The following is a 16323-nucleotide window of genomic DNA, read 5'->3' as shown; positions in this document are numbered from 1 at the left end:
AATCAAAAGAAAACCTGCCGGACAATAATATTAACGGCTTTAACCGTAAGTCCGGTTAGGTTTTCTACCCCCTCCTTAACCCTAGCCTGGGCAGCTTGAAGGTGGGGCCTCCAGGGAATACCATAGCGAGCCATAACTTCTATATTAAGGGATAGCCCCCCAGAAGTATCTTCTACCTCTACCTTGGGATGGCTTATTACCCCATCCCTTACTAAATAAGTAGCCAATTGCTCTATAACCTTCTCAGAAATATAAAAGTGGCCTAAAAGGTTAAAAGTGGGGCGGACCAAAGTTTGTTCTATCCATAGACTTTTGGGCCTCCCCAAAGGAGCTGAACGCCGGCGCAAAAAGGTCTTTAAGGGCTCAATAAAGTTCCCCTTAAAACGGGATTTTACCTCTACTGTAGGTACGGGAATAACATGTTTCCCTAACTGTTTCCGGATCTGCTTGGCCCTGGCGATCTCTTGGGGTGTAGCTACTTCCGTAATATCAATAAATAAACTAGGCAGTGGAAGATCCAGTTGTTTAGCAATACGGCACGCCATCTCTCGGGAGGTGCTGATAAGCAGAAGCCGGGAAGGAGCCAAAGCAGCTATCTGGGCTTTAACTTCAGCTGCATGTTGGGGATCTGTAAAAAGGGCAGTCTTAATGGCACCCACTCGGGTCGGCTGCTCTTTAGCCGAAACGCCAGCCAATATACGGCTTCCCTTAATTAGAAGACCATCATCGATTATAGCCTCAGCTTGGTAGTCATAAGCCACTGCCTGGGCGCGGTGGCTTTTTCCGCTCCCGCTGGGCCCTATAAAGGCTATTACTTCCATATATTTATTCCTTCCCCTATTAAATTAGCTTGGATGACCCCAATTTTAAACATAAGCCGGTCAGTAGAGTAACACCTTGGAGGCCTCCTGGTACAATGCTATAATTTAAAGTATCAGGGAGGGACCTCTCATGCCAGCAAATGACAATTGGCCCTCGGCTATAATAAGCTCACTATTGGAAGATAGTACCGTGGTAGTTCCCGAACCTTTACTTAAATATTATAATCGCCTGGGCCTTACAGAAACAGAGGTAATGATCATTATTCATTTGCTCCGCTGGCGCCAAATAGAACATGACCGTTTCCCTTCCCCAGAAAAGCTCAGCCAGTATCTATCCATGGATAGTGAAGAGGTTAAAAATATATTAGCTGGTCTAATTGAAAAAAAGCTCCTAAGCGTAGAACCTTACTATAGCCCGGTAACCGGACGGTGGCTCAATGCCTTCTCCTTGTATAATTTGTGGGAGAAGCTAGCCCATATCTTAACCAGGGAATCCTTGCTACAAACAGCTCCTAGTGAGCAGGCGGCAACTGTAGACCCCGGCTTGGGAGAGCTATATCGTATATTTGAGAAGGAGTTCGGCCGCCCTTTGTCTCCTATAGAAAGCAGCCAGCTCGCTGATTGGTATCATAATACTAATTTAAGCCCGGAGCTCATAATCGAAGCATTAAAACGGGCAGTCCTGCGGGGAGCCTTGAATTTTCGCTACATAGACTCCATCCTGCGGGATTGGATCCGGCATAATATCCGCACAGTACAAGAGGCCATTAATTATGACGACCGCCTCCTGAGTAAAAAAGCAGGAAAAAAGAAATCTAGTGAGGCTTCCGGTGATGATAAGTACCGAGACCTTTACCGTTTAGACCCGGAACCCTAAAAGCCTAGGCCCCACGAGGGGGGAAGATTATGGAACGCATCCAGATACCACCTATTTTTTTAAAACAGCCCACGTTAGAAGGGGGACAAGGAAGGGAGGCTACTTCGCCCGAACCCGAAGCCCCTACCATAAATTGCCCTTACTGCCAAGACCGGGGCGTAATTTTACGCGAAGGACGAGCTTACCGCTGCAAGTGTATGGAGGCTCGAGCGTGGCAGAACCGCCTCCGTTCCGCCCATCTTGCTCCCCAACTCAGCCGGCATACCTTTGCCAATTTTGACTTAAGGTTTTACTCACGCCAGGCCTATGATGAGCTAACGGGGACAAGTTATTACGAGAGCGCTCGCCGGTGCTTGGAGGCGTGCAAAAACTTTGTAGCGCAGTGTGCACAGCAACAACCTACTAAAGGGCTGTTTATCTTTGGACCAGTGGGAAGCGGTAAAACCTTCCTTGCTGCCGCTATCGCCAATGCCCTGGCCTCTTTAAACATAAATGTGCTTTTCGTAGTAGTCCCCGATCTCCTAGACCAAATCCGAGCTACTTATGACCGACGGCCGGAAGAAGAAAGCCCTACCGAGCTAGAATTGCTGACCACAGCCCGGGATGCTAAAGTTTTAATCTTAGATGATTTGGGGGCCCACAACTACACAGAATGGACCCGCAATAAAATCTATTCCCTCATAAATTACCGGTTAATTTATGAACTACCCACCGTGGTCACCAGTAATCTAGATCTAAAGCAGTTAGAAGAATATCTAGGAGAGCGGACTACTTCTCGCCTTCTGCAGCTCTGCCGGTCTTATCACCTTCCTGTAGAACAGGATATCCGTCTGATCTTAAGCCGGGAAGAACGTCGCTATTGACAACCATTTTCAATTGCTCTATAATGGTAGGTGGGTAATGATAATTTTTCTCAATGTGTTATCCCGGTAGGAGGTAAAACAATCATGACCCTTGAACAAGGAAAAGAAGGAGAGTTTTATCGCATCCTTAAACTCCCAGGAAAGGAGATCCGTAGCCAGGCTATCCGGTTTGGGCTGTGGGAAGGGGCAGTTATAAAGTGTAAAGGAGTCATCCCTAAGGGGCCTGTAATCATAGGACGCAATCATCAAGAGATCGCCATAGGCCGGGGGCTGGCGAGGAAAATAGAAATAGAACCTATATCTACGCAACTGGAAAGACGGGAAGGGAAAAGGTGGTTAAATTATGGCCTGTCATGAGCCCCGTTTGCGCCTACCTTTCCCTTCCCACTTGCGTAAGATAGTCTTGGTAGGTAATCCCAATGTAGGTAAATCGGTCTTTTTTAATGCTTTAACTGGTCTTTATGTAGATGTATCTAACTTTCCCGGCACCACCTTAGAAATAAACCACGGCCAGGTAGGGAACGACTGCATTATTGACACCCCCGGCATATATGGGGTTTCCTCTTTTAATGATGAAGAAAGGGTGGCGCGGGATATCATTTTAGCTGCTGACATAGTTATAAACGTGGTGGACGCTGTCCACTTGGACCGCGACTTATTTCTTACCCAACAATTGATCGATATGGGCTTACCTGTGGTAGTAGCCCTCAATATGGTGGACGAGGCCGCCCGGGAAGGGATAAAGGTAGACCATGATAAGCTCGCCCAGCTCCTGGGGGTACCCGTAGTTCCTACTATAGCCGTAAAAGGGCAAGGGATAGAGGAGTTAAAGAAGGCCGTGGCCTATGCCCGGCCAGGCCATCCTATACCTGAGTTAGAAGAGATGCTGGCGCCACTCTTGCCTAAAGTGCACAGACGGGCAGAAACCTTACTCATCTTAGAAGGAGATCCCTGGATCGCAGCTCGTCACCGCTTAAAACCTATGGATAAGCGGGAAGAGATTTATCTTTTACGCCGCCGCCGGGTGGATGAGTTGGTTAATGCTGTTGTTCAGGAGGATATGAGTCGGGCTTCTTTTAGGAGCATTTTAAGCAAATGGATGCTTAAGCCTCTGACCGGTATTCCTATATTATTGGGCGTTCTGTACCTACTCTACCAGTTTATCGGGGTTTTTATAGCCCAGACAGTAGTAGAGATTACTGAGGAAAGGATAATGCAAGGTTATTACCAACCCTTTATCCAAGAACTACTGGACCCGTGGCTTGGGCAAGGCCCTTTGGGCACGCTGTTAATAGGTGAATTCGGGCTTTTAACTATGACTGTAACCTATATCTTAGGCCTTTTATTACCCCTGGTAGTAGGTTTTTATTTGAGCCTTTCCATACTAGAAGATTCCGGGTACCTCCCCCGCATAGCTGTTCTAGTGGACCGTATACTTATGAAGCTGGGGATGAATGGAAGGGGGGTCATACCCCTTATCTTAGGTACCGGCTGTGTTACCGCTGCCACCATCACTACCCGCCTGCTCAGCACCCCCCGGGAAAGGACTATAGCTACTTTCCTCCTAGCTATGACCATACCTTGTTCAGCACAGCTAGGAGTGATCGCCAGTATGCTAGCACCCCTAGGACCGCGCTATGTAGTAGCCTATGTAGCTTTGATTTTCACCATATTCGTACTAGCTGGTACTGTAGTAAACCGGATTCTCCCTGGGGAACCTAGTGACCTTTTTATCGATTTACCTCCCTTACGTTGGCCCCAAGCCCAGAACGTCCTTAAAAAAACCTATACCAAGGTAGCTTTATTCCTCCGCGAGGCCACACCCCTCTTTGCTGGAGGCGCCCTGCTTATCGGCCTTCTACAGGTAACAGGGCTGCTGGAGGTTATTCAGGCTTTACTCTCCCCCCTTACAGTCAGCTGGCTCAAGCTTCCCAAAGAAGCAGCTACGGCCTTCATCATGGGCTTTATCCGCCGGGACTTCGGGGCCGCCGGCTTATACTCCCTACCCCTTACACCTGAACAAACCTTGGTAGCGTTGGTCACTATTACCATTTTTGTCCCTTGCATTGCTTCTGCCCTGGTGATTTTAAAAGAACGGGGGATACGAGAAGCTCTGGTAATCTGGCCCACCATCTTAGTGCTAGCCTTTCTTATTGGAGGAATCCTCGCCCATATCCTGATTTAGGAGGTAAGGCTTATGGAGCGGTGTCTTTTAAGTTGCCCCAGGTGCAGCTACCCCCTTTCTTCCCCACAAGCTTTCCGGTGTCCTCGCTGTAATGCGCTGCTGTACTTCCCTTGTAGCAGTTGCAGGGGATGTAAAAACAAAAAAGTGAAAACAAGAACTTAAAATTCAAAAAACAACTTCCTCCCCTTGCTTTATAGGGTAAACGGTAATATAATAAGGGTGAATGGTAGAAAATTAATCCTTAATGGTAGGTTTTCAATGCCGAATAGCAAGGGGAGGGGGGCCAGTTAATGTACAAACGCCTGCTGGAAATCCCGGTGGGAGTATCCGGGCGGCATGTTCACCTTACACCAGAACATTTTCATAAACTTTTTGGGCCGGACGCGTCTTTGACTAAATTACGAGATCTGGTCCAACCTGGTCAATTTGCGGCGCGGGAAACTGTAACAGTAGTGGGACCCAAAGGAGTGCTAGAAAACGTCCGTATCATCGGACCGTTGCGGGATTATACCCAAGTAGAGGTATCCCGGACGGACTGTTTTAAACTAGGAGTTAATCCTCCTGTACGAGACTCAGGTGATCTGGAGGGTACTCCCGGGTGTGTCTTGATAGGACCAGCTGGCATTGTAACTTTGGAGCGCGGAGTTATCTTGGCCCTCCGTCATATCCACATGCCCCTAGAAGAAGCTAAGAGATATGGCTTTAAAGATAAAGATGTAGTTGCTGTGGAAGTAAACGGGGAACGAGGAATAATATTCCAAAACGTGCTGGTCCGGGTACAATCCGATGCTGCTTTGGAATTCCATGTAGATACTGACGAAGCCAATGCCTGCTTACTAACAAGTGGAGCCAAGGTACAAATCTCATCCGAACAGTTATTAATAAGACAACCCTTAGCCTTAGGGTTAACAGGATAAAAAACTAAAAGTATAATGTAAAGCTTTATGGTGCTCCCTTAAAAGGGAGCATTTTCTATTTAAAATTTAAGGAGGAAGGATGAGCCTAGAAGAAGAATAATTTTAAAAACCGTAAAAACAAACAAGGAGAGGGTGAACATGAAAATACCGGTCTGTGACCGGTGCAAGGCCCAGAAGGTAGAAGGTGTGATTTGCCGCCATTGTGATACAGCCTATTGCTATGAATGCCTAGATATAAATCCTCCTGATATGCGTATTTGCCCAGTATGCGGGCAATTCCTCTGTGATGAATGCTATGAAGGACTTATCGAATGTGATTTAAAAAAAAGGCCCTAAGTTTTTTAGGGTCTTTTTTAAGACCATATCTTTTTCATATCATGAAATTAAATTTCATTGACATGCCGGGAAGGGGCCATTAGAATAAAGCTGGGGTTACGGTTTGTCCTTAGGGTTCTCTTACCCTAAGGGTAATAGAAAAACTTTTTTCAGGGGGGACCAGGGATGAGTTTCAGCAAAGGTATTAATGCTAGCGCTGCCACCCTTACCAGAAACCGTACACCCGGCAGCGTCTGCCCCACGAGCGGCATGTGTGCCACTTGCCAGGAAGGGTGTACCGGTTTATGTGAGGTAGGCCGTTCAGCCTACCGGGGACGGGAGGTAATCTATCCCCAGCCCTTTGGGCCTATAACAGCAGCTGCGGAAAAGGATTATCCTATCGACTTGTCGCACTTCAACATAATGGGTACCACCGTAGGGGCCCAAGGTATCGAGCCTGACAGCGATAAAGCCATTTTCCCTGCTGTAAATATCGAAAGCGCAGTAGGAGCTAATGGGCAAATTAAGTTAAAACTCCCTGTAGTTATCTCAGGATTAGGTTCCACTAATGTAGCTTCACAGAACTGGGAAGGCCTAGCCATTGGTGCCGCTATTAGTGGTGTAATAGCTACTATAGGTGAAAACGTCTGTGGTATGGATCCAGACGCTGAGTTCTCTTCCGGTCGGGTGGTCCGTTCCCCGGATATGGAACGGAGGGTAAAGCTTTTCCAAAAATGGTATAATGGTTATGGTACCATCGTAGTCCAAAGCAATGTTGAAGATACTAAACTGGGAGTACTAGAATATGTTATCGATAAGCTGGGGGTAGAGGCTGTTGAGCTTAAGTGGGGGCAGGGAGCTAAAGATATTGGAGGAGAGGTAAAGCTAAATTCCTTAGAACGGGCGTTGCAACTTAAAAGCCGGGGATATATTGTCCACCCTGATCCCGAAGATCCCACGGTCCAAGAAGCCTTCCGGCAGGGTGCTTTTAAGGAGTTTGAGCGCCACTCCCGCCTGGGAATGGTAGAATATGACTCCTTCCTAGCTAGGGTAGAACAGCTCCGCCGCCATGGAGCTAAATATGTTTTTCTTAAGACAGGCGCCTACCGGCCGGCTGATCTAGCCCGGGCTGTGAAATATGCCTCTGATGCCAGGATCGATCTCTTGACAGTAGACGGAGCCGGTGGAGGTACCGGAATGAGTCCCTGGCGTATGATGAACGAATGGGGTATACCCACAGTTTATTTGGAATGCTTGCTCTATAAATACCTGAATAAGCTAGCTGAGCGCGGCAAGTTCATTCCCAGCGTAGCTATAGCTGGAGGCTTTGCCCTAGAAGATCAAGTCTTTAAAGGCTTGGCTTTGGGTGCACCCTACATCAAGGCGGTAGGCATGGCCCGAGCACCGTTAACCGCTGCCATGGTGGGTAAGACCTTAGGGGAGGCTATAAAGAACGGGAAAGTACCAGCAGAGATCTCTAATAAGTACGGTACCACGCTGGAACAAATCTTTGTAGCTGCGTCTGAGCTTAAGGCCAAGTACGGCGAAGCCTTTGCTGAAATACCCCCAGGGGCCATCGGCGTATATACATTCTTTGAGCGTCTCAGTGTGGGGCTTAAGCAGCTCATGTGCGGTGCACGTAAATTTGCTTTACAGTATATAACGCGGGATGATCTGGTAGCCTTAACTCCGGAGGCTGCAAGACTAAGCGGTATCCCTTATGTAATGGACCTGGATGCCGAGGAAGCGGAGCGCATCCTGGAATCCTAAAGGTTTAAACTTACTCTAGAAAATTGCATAAAATAATTGTATTATAGGTTAAGGAGGGCTTAAAAACATCTTCTTTTTTGTGAAAAGCCCTCCTTAATCCTTATAATCCGAGGCTAAAAATAAAAGAAATGGGGCTATAAAACCGTGGTACAAAAAAAGGGAACCCAAGGAAATCCGAATACCAAAAAAATAAAAGGTGTTCAGGCAGTAGATCGGGCCCTTATTATTCTTGAAGCCTTGGCCCGGGCCGAAGGTCCGGTAACGCTTTCTTCTTTAAGCGCAGAAGTAGGATTACACATTAGTACCGTCCATCGCTTGTTAAATACCCTCGCCCGGAGGGGGTTTGTAGAGCAGGAGCCTTATCAGGGTAGGTACCGATTAGGGTTAAAGCTCTTCGAAATCGGTCACCGGGCCTTATATTCCCTAGACATAAGGGCAGTAGCCCGGCCCTTCCTCCGACAGCTGGTGGAAGAATTTAATGAAACAGCCAATTTAGCCGTCCTAGATGGTACGGAAGTAGTATATATAGATCAAGTAGAATCCAGAAACATGGTAAAAATGCTAGCTAGGCCTGGTACCAGAGGGCCAGCCTATTGTACCGGAGCCGGTAAGGTGTTGCTGGCAGGCTTACCTCCTTTTCAGCTGGAAAGGGTGTTGAGCAACCTTAACTTATATCCTTACACTCCGGCAACCATTACTAGTATAGAACGTTTGAAAAGAGAGTTGGAGCAAATTCGACAACAGGGGTTCGCCATAGATAGGGGAGAACTGGAAGAAGGCGTCCGGTGTGTGGCAGCTCCCATTAAAAACCACGAGCAACGGGTCGTGGCTGCCTTAAGCGTTTCTGGCCCTAGCAGCCGTATAACCGAAGAGCTTATCCAGACTAAGCTAGTGGAAGCGGTATGTCGGGCAGCCCAAGCCATTTCGGAAGCTTTGGGTTCTGATACAAGCAGGCAGTTACGCTCGTAAAGGTTTTTAAGCCCAAGTCTTTCTTCAAGGTCTTCAAGGATTAAGGATGGTGAAAACTTGAGAAGTGCCTAGCCTAGATAACTTGGTAACTTATATTTTAACTCTTCTTAACCATGGCCTGATATGGGTAAACAAATCAGGTATTATTACCGAGTTTAACCCCCAAGCCTTGGTTATCCTGGGGGTACCTGGTCAGGATGTACGCGGGCGAAAGTTGACTGAGGTTTTCCCAGCCTCCCGCCTTTCTGAGGTCCTGACTACTAGACAGCCTTTAGTAGGTACCAAGGTTCAAGGGATAAAGGGTGCTATACGAGTTAGCTATTTTCCGCTACCGGAGGGGGAAGGTAACACTGTAATTGTTTTAGAACAATGGGACACGGGGCATGACCTCGCTGAAATTTATGAAGCCCTCCTGGCAGAGTTACCCCTAGGTCTGGCGGTCGTGGACAAAGAAGGGAAACTAGTATTTATCAATAAATACTGTGCTTCGCTGGTCGGCTGGAGGGAGGAGTCAGCTGTAGGATTGCCCGTGGCACAGGTACTTCCCTTTTCTAGATTGTTCGAAGTTGTTACTACAGGTCGGTCTTACTTAAATCCTGAAGTACAGTTTAAAGGTCAGCGGCTTTGTCTGGCGGAGATACCGTTAAAGAATAAAAGCGGTGAGATATTAGGAGGAATAAGCCGGGTGCTTCCCCAGGAGGCTATACTACAAGATAACTTTAAAGATTTTTACCATCAGTTCAAAATAATGGAAAATAGGCTCCTTTTATATAAAGATGAACTAGAATTCCTACAGGAAAACCTATCCCCCTGGGTAGCCATACAAGGGATTAGCCCTCAAATAAAGGAGCTTAAAAAATTAGCTGCCCGGGTAGCCCAAGGAGAAGCCAATGTTCTTCTTTTAGGTGAGAGCGGTACCGGAAAAGATCTCTTCGCCCGGGCTATCCACCAGGCCAGCCGAAGGAGGAAAGAGCCTTTTATAAAAATTAATTGTGCAGCCATACCAGAAAATCTCCTGGAGGCGGAACTTTTTGGGTATGAAGAGGGGGCTTTTACTGGAGCAGCTCGTGGTGGGAAGCCAGGTAAATTTGAACTTGCCGATGGGGGTACCGTGTTCTTGGACGAAATAGGCGATCTACCTTTAAGTATGCAACCCAAGTTACTGCGTGTTCTGCAAGAACGCTCCTTCGAGCGGATAGGGGGCAGAAAAACCCTAAACGTTGATGTTAGGATCATAGCAGCCACCAATAAGGATCTGGTGTCCCTCGTGAAAGAAGGTAAATTCCGTTTAGACCTTTATTATCGCCTGGCCGTTATCACCCTTCATATCCCTCCCCTCCGGGAACGCCCCATGGATATCGAACCCATTTGCCGCAGTCTTATCCAGAAATTTAATATCAAGTACATGCTAGAAGTCCAAGGCTTAAGCCCTAAAGTTAAGGAACTTTTTGAAGAATATTCCTGGCCGGGCAATGTGCGGGAGCTGGAAAATGTGCTGGAATACGCGTTTAATTTCCTAGATCCCGAGGATAAATTGATATTACCCGAGCATCTACCTCCTACCTTTCCTCAATCTATTTCTTCGGGTGGGTTTGAGTTAAAAAAGGCAGTTGCCCTAGCTGAGCAAGAAGCTATCAAGAAAGCCCTCCTGGCAGCCAAAGGTAATAAACAGGAAGCTGCGCGGCTACTGGGGATACATCCTTCTGGCCTTTACCAAAAACTTAAGAAATATAACCTTAATGAGGGGTAATCCCCCAATTTTCATCAAGGATGGAAAGGTAGTTAAAGGGATATGTATAATTTAGAATTCAGGCGTTCTCTAGAAGAGTTGCTCCATAACGAGGAAACGGTGGACAGCTGGATATACACAACCTGCGGTTATTGTGGAACCGGGTGCGGGTTATATCTGGGGGTTAAAAAGGGCCGGGCAGTGGCCGTGAAACCTAACCCCTCTTCTTCCGTAAACCAAGGGCAATTATGCCTTAAAGGTATATATGCCTGGAAAACATTAGAACATCCCGAAAGGGCCACCCGTCCTCTCCGGCGGGTAGGAGAGAAAATGGTCCCTATAACGTGGGAGGAAGCTCATGAAACTCTGGCCCGGAAAATACGGGAAGCCTTGGAACAGGGCGGCCCAGAAGCTATAGGTATTTATCATGGAGGACAGCTCACCCTAGAAGAATATTATGCCTTGCATAAGCTAGCCAAAGGTGTCCTCGGTACTCCTAATATAGATGCTAATACCCGCCTCTGCATGGCTTCTACGTCCATGGGATATATCCGTTCCTTCGGTATCGATGCTCCCCCGGGGTGTTATGAAGATCTGGATACGGCTGAGGTTATCTTTATCCTGGGCGCCAACCCTGCGGAAATGCATCCCCAAGTTTGGCAGCGTATCTTACGCAACCGCCAGCGCAAAGGTACTAAACTCATAGTGGCTGACCCCCGTCTCACCTTGCCGGCCAGTGTGGCTGACTTGCACCTTCGGCTACGGTGTGGCTCCAACATACCCCTGGTTTACTCCATTATTTATGTGCTTATCCGAGAAAACTTGCTGGACTGGGGATTCATTACCAAGGCTACAGCAGGATTCGAGGATCTAAAGGTAGCAGCACAGGATTTCCCTCCGGAAGTAGCTCAGGAGTTGACCGGGGTACCAGCCAGGGATATTATCCAGGCTGCTCATCTATTTGGAAGAGCAGCTACAGCCGTCACCCTCTTCTGCCAGGGGGTAAACCAAAGCCTCCAAGCGGTGGATACGGTCACCCTCATCAATTCCCTACACCTTATAACTGGCAAGATAGGCCGCCCAGGGTGTGCACCTCTTTCTTTAACTGGCCAATCTTCGTCTTTAAGCATGAGGGAGATAGGAGGAGCAGGAAGTCTACCAGGGTTGCGCAATCCCAAGAATCCTAGGCACCGCCACGAAGTAGCCCGGTTCTGGGGTGTAGAGGAGAAAATATTGCCCCAGCACACCAATGATATCCACACTATGTTAGAACTTATCGACGCCGGGCGCCTGCGGGTGCTTTGGGTGATCGGTACTAACCCTGCTGTGTCTTTGCCAGACCAGCAGTACGTACGGAGGCAGTTGGAACGAGTATTCCTGGTGGTACAGGATATATTTTATCCCCTGGAGACTGCTTACTATGCCGATCTTTTCCTCCCCGCTGCCCAATGGGGAGAAAAAACAGGGACCATAACCAATTCTGAACGCCGGGTTAACCTAGTACAGAAAGTTACCCAGCCACCAGGAAAGGCTCAAGATGACCTAACTATTATATGCCAGGTAGCCCGTAATTTGGGAGCAGGAAGGCTTTTCCCCTGGCCAGGACCAGAAGAAGTATTTAACGAGCTTAAAGAGTTGACGCGTCACCGTCCTAACGATTTGACAGGTATAACCTATAACCGCCTTAAAGCTGAAGGGGGTATCCAGTGGCCCTGCCCCGAAGGTGCTAAAACCGGTACAGCCCGGTTATATACCGATGGCTTTTTCCCTACCGATCCTGCAGTTTCCCAAGCCTATGGCGAATTTAACGCTAACCCGGGCCGAGCTAAGCTCTGGGCCGTACCTTACCACCCCCCGTCCCCTTTTAAGGATCCGGATTACCCCTTCTGGTTGAACACTGGCCGGGTTATTGAGCATTACCATACTCGTACTAAAACTAAGCGTATCCTAGAGTTAAATGTTTTGATCCCCCAACCCTTCGTGGAAATAAATCCCCAGGATGCGGCGGCCCTTGGGATTAAGGAAGGGGATTGGGTTAAGGTGGTTTCCCGCCAGGGCTGGGTGAAGGTACGGGCCCGCGTTACCCCAGTAGTATCCAAAGGAGAAGTATTTTTACCCTTCCATTTCGGGGACCTCGACCCAGGAGAAAGGCAGCAACCCCAGGCAGCTAATCATTTAACATCGCGGATAACGGATCCTATCTCACGCCAGCCTTTGACCAAAGTAGGTACCTGCCGCCTAGAAAAAATAGAATCTGGAAAGGAGCTATCATTGCTGCCTAATTCTGGACTCTGATTCTAAAAATTTAGAGACCCTTTCTAGGATTTTAGAGAGATGGTCTTAAAAGGGCTTCTCACAAGCTCTAAAATACTATCTTCAAAGCTCTAAAAACACCTATTTTCGAAGCTCTAGAAATCTTATTCTAGGGCTTTTTGTGTTTGGCACGAAATTTGCTAGAGAAGATTTTCCGGAAAACATGAGTACAACTTCACAAATAGGGGCTCATCATCCAGAAATATTGAATAGCCTGGGCCAAGCTCGCTTGATTTGATTAGTGTTCAGGAAGACAATTGCTTGTCAAGGAAGGAGTGGGGTGACTGGTAACGATGAAAAAACAAGGTCTTAAACTTACACGGCGCCAATTTTTAAAAGCTTCGGCAGTAGCTGCGGCTCTGGCCGGTGCTGCAGCCTCACCTGCCTATTTTATACCCTCATCTGGAGCTAAGGAAGAAAAGAACTCCCAGTTCAAGTTTGTGCGCTCCGTTTGTTCGCCCAACTGTACGGGTGCCTGTGGTATCAAAGCTATGGTAGTGGACGGTCAGATCAAAACCCTGTTTCCTACCGATGATTATCCAGAGCCGCTATATGGACCACGAGGTTGCCTGAGGGGTCTAAGCTACATCAATCTCATTTACGGACCTGATCGCTTAAAGCGCCCTTTAATCAGAACCGGACCGCGGGGAAGCGGTCAGTTTAAGGAAGTCTCCTGGGAAGAAGCGTTGGATTATACAGCAGCTCGCCTTAAGGAGATAGCTAGCAAGTACGGTCCGGAAAGCATAAGTTTTAGCTTCCAGGTAGGAGGAACGGGGCACGTCCAGAAAGGGGCCTGGATCGCCCTTTCTACCCTGGCAGGCTGGACCCTCTTCCATCCCTATGATAAAAACGGCGATCTACCTATGTTTTGGCCCCAGACCTTCGGTGTACAAACAGAAGAGCTAGAACCCTTGGAGTGGCTGAACTCCAGGTATATCGCTGTATTTGGCTCCAATCTCCTTGTTACCAGGCTGGTCGATTCTGACCTTCTCATCCAGGCCAGAAACCAAGGAGCTAAGCTAGTAGTCTTTGACCCCAATTACTGCCCTACAGCGGCTAAAGCTGATGAGTGGGTAAGCCTTAAGCCGAGCAGCGATGCAGCCTTGGCCTTGGGGATAGCGCGGATTATTATTGAAGAGAAATTATATGATGAACAATTTATCAAAACCTTTACCGATCTACCTCTGCTGGTGCGGCTAGACACCAAACGCCGGCTAAAGGCAGAAGAAGTCAAGGGTTTGGATCGGCCTAAAGATCTCCCGCCTTACCGAGAAGCTTTTGTGGCCTATAACGGAAATTTCCTTGCTGTGCATCCAGAAGACTTAAACCTCCCCCCGGACGTAATACTGGAAGGCGAAAGGGAAGTGGAGTTAAAAGACGGCCAAAGGGTGAAGGTTAAACCCATCTTCCAGCTGTTAAAAGAGCACCTTAAAACCTACACGTTAGAATACGTGGAGCAGGAAACCGGAGTAGGTAAGGAAGTTGTACAGAGGCTCGCCCGGGAGATGGCCACTATCAAGCCCTTACATGTAATCTATGGAGCTAGCAACTACCAATGGTACCACGGAGATCTAAAGGGGAGGGCCCTAGCCCTGATACCTGTGCTCACGGGGAATCTCGGCCAACCTGGCGCGGGTATTTCCACTTATGCCGGCCAGTACAGGATACGGTTCAATGTGAAAGAATGGTGGTTCCCCAAGCCACCCCGTTGGACCCCGTGGCTTTATTTCCTCCATGGGCCCACTAAAACCATGACCGCCCCCTATCCCCAAAACGGCTTTAAAGCCCTCATCTTTGGGTGGGGGAACCCCTTCGACCAGCATAATATGGCTAACCGTTTAAGGGATATGGCCGAAAAGGGGGAACTGGAATTAATTGTAGCCCTGGATTATCAGATGACTACGAGTTGCCGTTATAGCGACGTGGTATTCCCGGTAGCCACCTGGTATGAAAAGATTGAACTGGTTACCACCCCCTTGCACCCCTATATGCAACTCCAGCAGCCCGCCATTGAACCCTTATTTGAATCCCGGTCTGAATTGTGGATCGCTCGGGAGATAGCCAAAAGGCTTAATCCCCAGTTTGAAGCCCACTTTTTCCCGGGTTTAGAGGAGAAGGAAGCAGCGGAAAAGGTTATTGAGCTACTCCTTAAGACGGGCGGCCCTCCTGTGGAAGGTATCACTATCGAACAGCTTAAAAAGGGACCGGTCCGTCTTAAATCGGAAGTTCCAGGTAACCGGCAAATACCCTTCTACGAGCAAATCCACTTCCGTAAGCCCTTCCCTCCCTTAAGCCGTCCAGCGCCCTTGGAGGCTACTGCCAAATTCGTAAAAAGCGGCCGGATCGAATTTTACAGGGAGGAAGAAGGGTTTTTAGCCCGCGGGGAAGCTTTGCCTGTCCATAAACCGCCCTTTGAAGAGAGCGAATACGCTTTAAACCCCGGGGCCAAAGGAAAGTACCAGTTCGTATTCCTTACCCGCAATTCCCTGTACCGGGTCCATTCCACCCACTCTAACAATATATGGATGAACGAACTACAGGATAACAGGCCTAAGATATTCCTTAACCCGGAAGATGCCGCCCCCAAAGGGATTAAGGAGGGAGACCTGATAGAAGCCTATAATGACCGGGGACGGGTAAGGGGATGGGCCGTCCTAGACCCCGGCTTAAGCAGAAAAGTAGTAGTCTTTGAGCAGGGCTGGTGGAGCCGGTATCTCCAAGGAGATTCCTATAACTCCCTTACTTACCCCTTTATTAAGCCTACCCATGAGATCTATTTTGTCCCTGGCATATGGGCACCCAATACGGCCTGGAACGAAACTCTGTGCGATGTAAGAAAGGTGGCGGAAGAAAAATGAAGCTAGGGATGGTCATCGATCTGGACCGTTGTGTGGGATGCCGCACCTGCATGGTGGTCTGCAAATCCCATAACGCCCAGCCCCCAGGTACCTGGTGGAACCGAGTATTTACTCCTGGAAGTAGGGAGCACCAAGTACCCACCCTTCAAAAGGGACAGCCTCAAATGTATTTCTTGCCTGTAGCCTGCCAGATGTGCGATAACCCTCCCTGTCAAAAGGTATGCCCGGTAGGGGCAACCTATACCGATGACTGGGGTAGGGTACAGGTGGATTTAGAGCGTTGCATAGGGTGCCGTTATTGCCTGGCCGCCTGTCCTTATCAAGTCCGTCAGTTTAACTGGGAAAACCCTAAAAAAGCCAAAAGAAAAGCAGGGTACATGGAGGGATATGAGTACGGTTATCCCTTCCCCCACAGAGATAAAAATGGGCGCCTAGTTTATACGCCTAACCGGCCTAAAGGTGTGGTGGAAAAATGTACTTTCTGCGTCCAATATACAGATAACGGCGAAAAACCCATCTGCGTTCAGGCCTGCCCTGCTAGAGCTCGCTTCTTCGGGGATCTGGAGGATTCCAGTTCAGAAGTAAATCAAGTGCTCCGTCAGCGCCAGGCTTTCCGCCTTAAAGAGGAGCTGGGTACCCGACCCAAAGTATTCTATCTGCCCCCTACAACACCTCGCAAGTGAGGGGGAAGCTTTAGCTTTAATTC

Annotated in this window: 13 protein-coding genes; 12 read left to right on the top strand and 1 reads right to left on the bottom strand. The window is 48.4% G+C overall.

Annotated elements, in window-relative coordinates:
- Positions 1 to 2: 2 nt before the first annotated feature.
- The gene (locus tag B9A14_RS10645) at positions 3 to 821 is read right to left on the bottom strand and encodes an Asp23/Gls24 family envelope stress response protein (protein WP_084665677.1); all 819 of its coding nucleotides are present in this window, start codon (positions 819 to 821) and stop codon (positions 3 to 5) included.
- Positions 822 to 951: 130 nt separating this feature from the next.
- Here B9A14_RS10645 and B9A14_RS10640 point away from each other — a divergent pair, with 130 nt between their 5' ends.
- From B9A14_RS10640 to B9A14_RS10585, 12 genes are all read left to right on the top strand, one after another.
- Positions 952 to 1698: a DnaD domain-containing protein gene (locus tag B9A14_RS10640; RefSeq protein WP_084665676.1), complete on the top strand. Its 747-nt coding sequence runs from the start codon at positions 952 to 954 to the stop codon at positions 1696 to 1698.
- A 29-nt stretch (positions 1699 to 1727) separates the two neighbouring features.
- A complete protein-coding gene (locus B9A14_RS10635; RefSeq protein WP_084665675.1) occupies positions 1728 to 2561 on the top strand; it encodes an ATP-binding protein in 834 nt (277 codons plus the stop codon).
- A gap of 84 nt (positions 2562 to 2645) precedes the next feature.
- Positions 2646 to 2918 (top strand): FeoA family protein, encoded by a 273-nt coding sequence (locus B9A14_RS10630; RefSeq protein WP_084665674.1) that lies wholly within the window; start codon positions 2646 to 2648, stop codon positions 2916 to 2918.
- Positions 2905 to 4746, top strand: coding sequence for a ferrous iron transport protein B (feoB, locus tag B9A14_RS10625; RefSeq protein WP_084665673.1), 1842 nt, complete (start codon positions 2905 to 2907; stop codon positions 4744 to 4746). The genes B9A14_RS10630 and feoB overlap by 14 nt, the downstream gene beginning before the upstream one ends.
- Positions 4747 to 5036: 290 nt before the next feature.
- Entirely contained in the window at positions 5037 to 5663 is a 627-nt protein-coding gene (gene pduL / locus B9A14_RS10620) for a phosphate propanoyltransferase (RefSeq protein ID WP_084665672.1), read from the top strand.
- Positions 5664 to 5801: 138 nt separating this feature from the next.
- Positions 5802 to 5999: a hypothetical protein gene (locus B9A14_RS10615; RefSeq protein WP_084665671.1), complete on the top strand. Its 198-nt coding sequence runs from the start codon at positions 5802 to 5804 to the stop codon at positions 5997 to 5999.
- Positions 6000 to 6164: 165 nt separating this feature from the next.
- The gene (locus B9A14_RS10610) at positions 6165 to 7748 is read left to right on the top strand and encodes an FMN-binding glutamate synthase family protein (RefSeq protein ID WP_084665670.1); all 1584 of its coding nucleotides are present in this window, start codon (positions 6165 to 6167) and stop codon (positions 7746 to 7748) included.
- Positions 7749 to 7892: 144 nt separating this feature from the next.
- Positions 7893 to 8717: an IclR family transcriptional regulator gene (locus B9A14_RS10605; protein WP_084665669.1), complete on the top strand. Its 825-nt coding sequence runs from the start codon at positions 7893 to 7895 to the stop codon at positions 8715 to 8717.
- Positions 8718 to 8781: 64 nt separating this feature from the next.
- On the top strand, positions 8782 to 10467 hold the full coding sequence (locus B9A14_RS10600; RefSeq protein ID WP_157109929.1) for a sigma 54-interacting transcriptional regulator: 1686 nt from the start codon (positions 8782 to 8784) through the stop codon (positions 10465 to 10467).
- Between the two features lie 42 nt (positions 10468 to 10509).
- Positions 10510 to 12741, top strand: coding sequence for a molybdopterin oxidoreductase family protein (locus tag B9A14_RS10595; protein WP_084665668.1), 2232 nt, complete (start codon positions 10510 to 10512; stop codon positions 12739 to 12741).
- Positions 12742 to 13052: 311 nt separating this feature from the next.
- Positions 13053 to 15617, top strand: a complete 2565-nt coding sequence (locus B9A14_RS10590) for a molybdopterin-dependent oxidoreductase (protein ID WP_084665667.1) — start codon at positions 13053 to 13055, stop codon at positions 15615 to 15617.
- Positions 15614 to 16300 carry a 4Fe-4S dicluster domain-containing protein gene (locus tag B9A14_RS10585; RefSeq protein ID WP_084665666.1) on the top strand — a complete coding sequence of 229 codons (687 nt, stop codon included), beginning with the start codon at positions 15614 to 15616 and terminating at the stop codon, positions 16298 to 16300. The genes B9A14_RS10590 and B9A14_RS10585 overlap by 4 nt, the downstream gene beginning before the upstream one ends.
- The last annotated feature ends 23 nt before the right edge of the window (positions 16301 to 16323 follow it).

The organism is Thermanaeromonas toyohensis ToBE, from assembly GCF_900176005.1.
In the GTDB taxonomy this organism is placed as follows: Bacteria; Bacillota; DSM-521; order Neomoorellales; family Neomoorellaceae; genus Thermanaeromonas; species Thermanaeromonas toyohensis.
The sequence above is the reverse complement of the archived record's forward strand: the minus strand, read 5'-3'. Positions and strand labels throughout refer to the sequence as shown.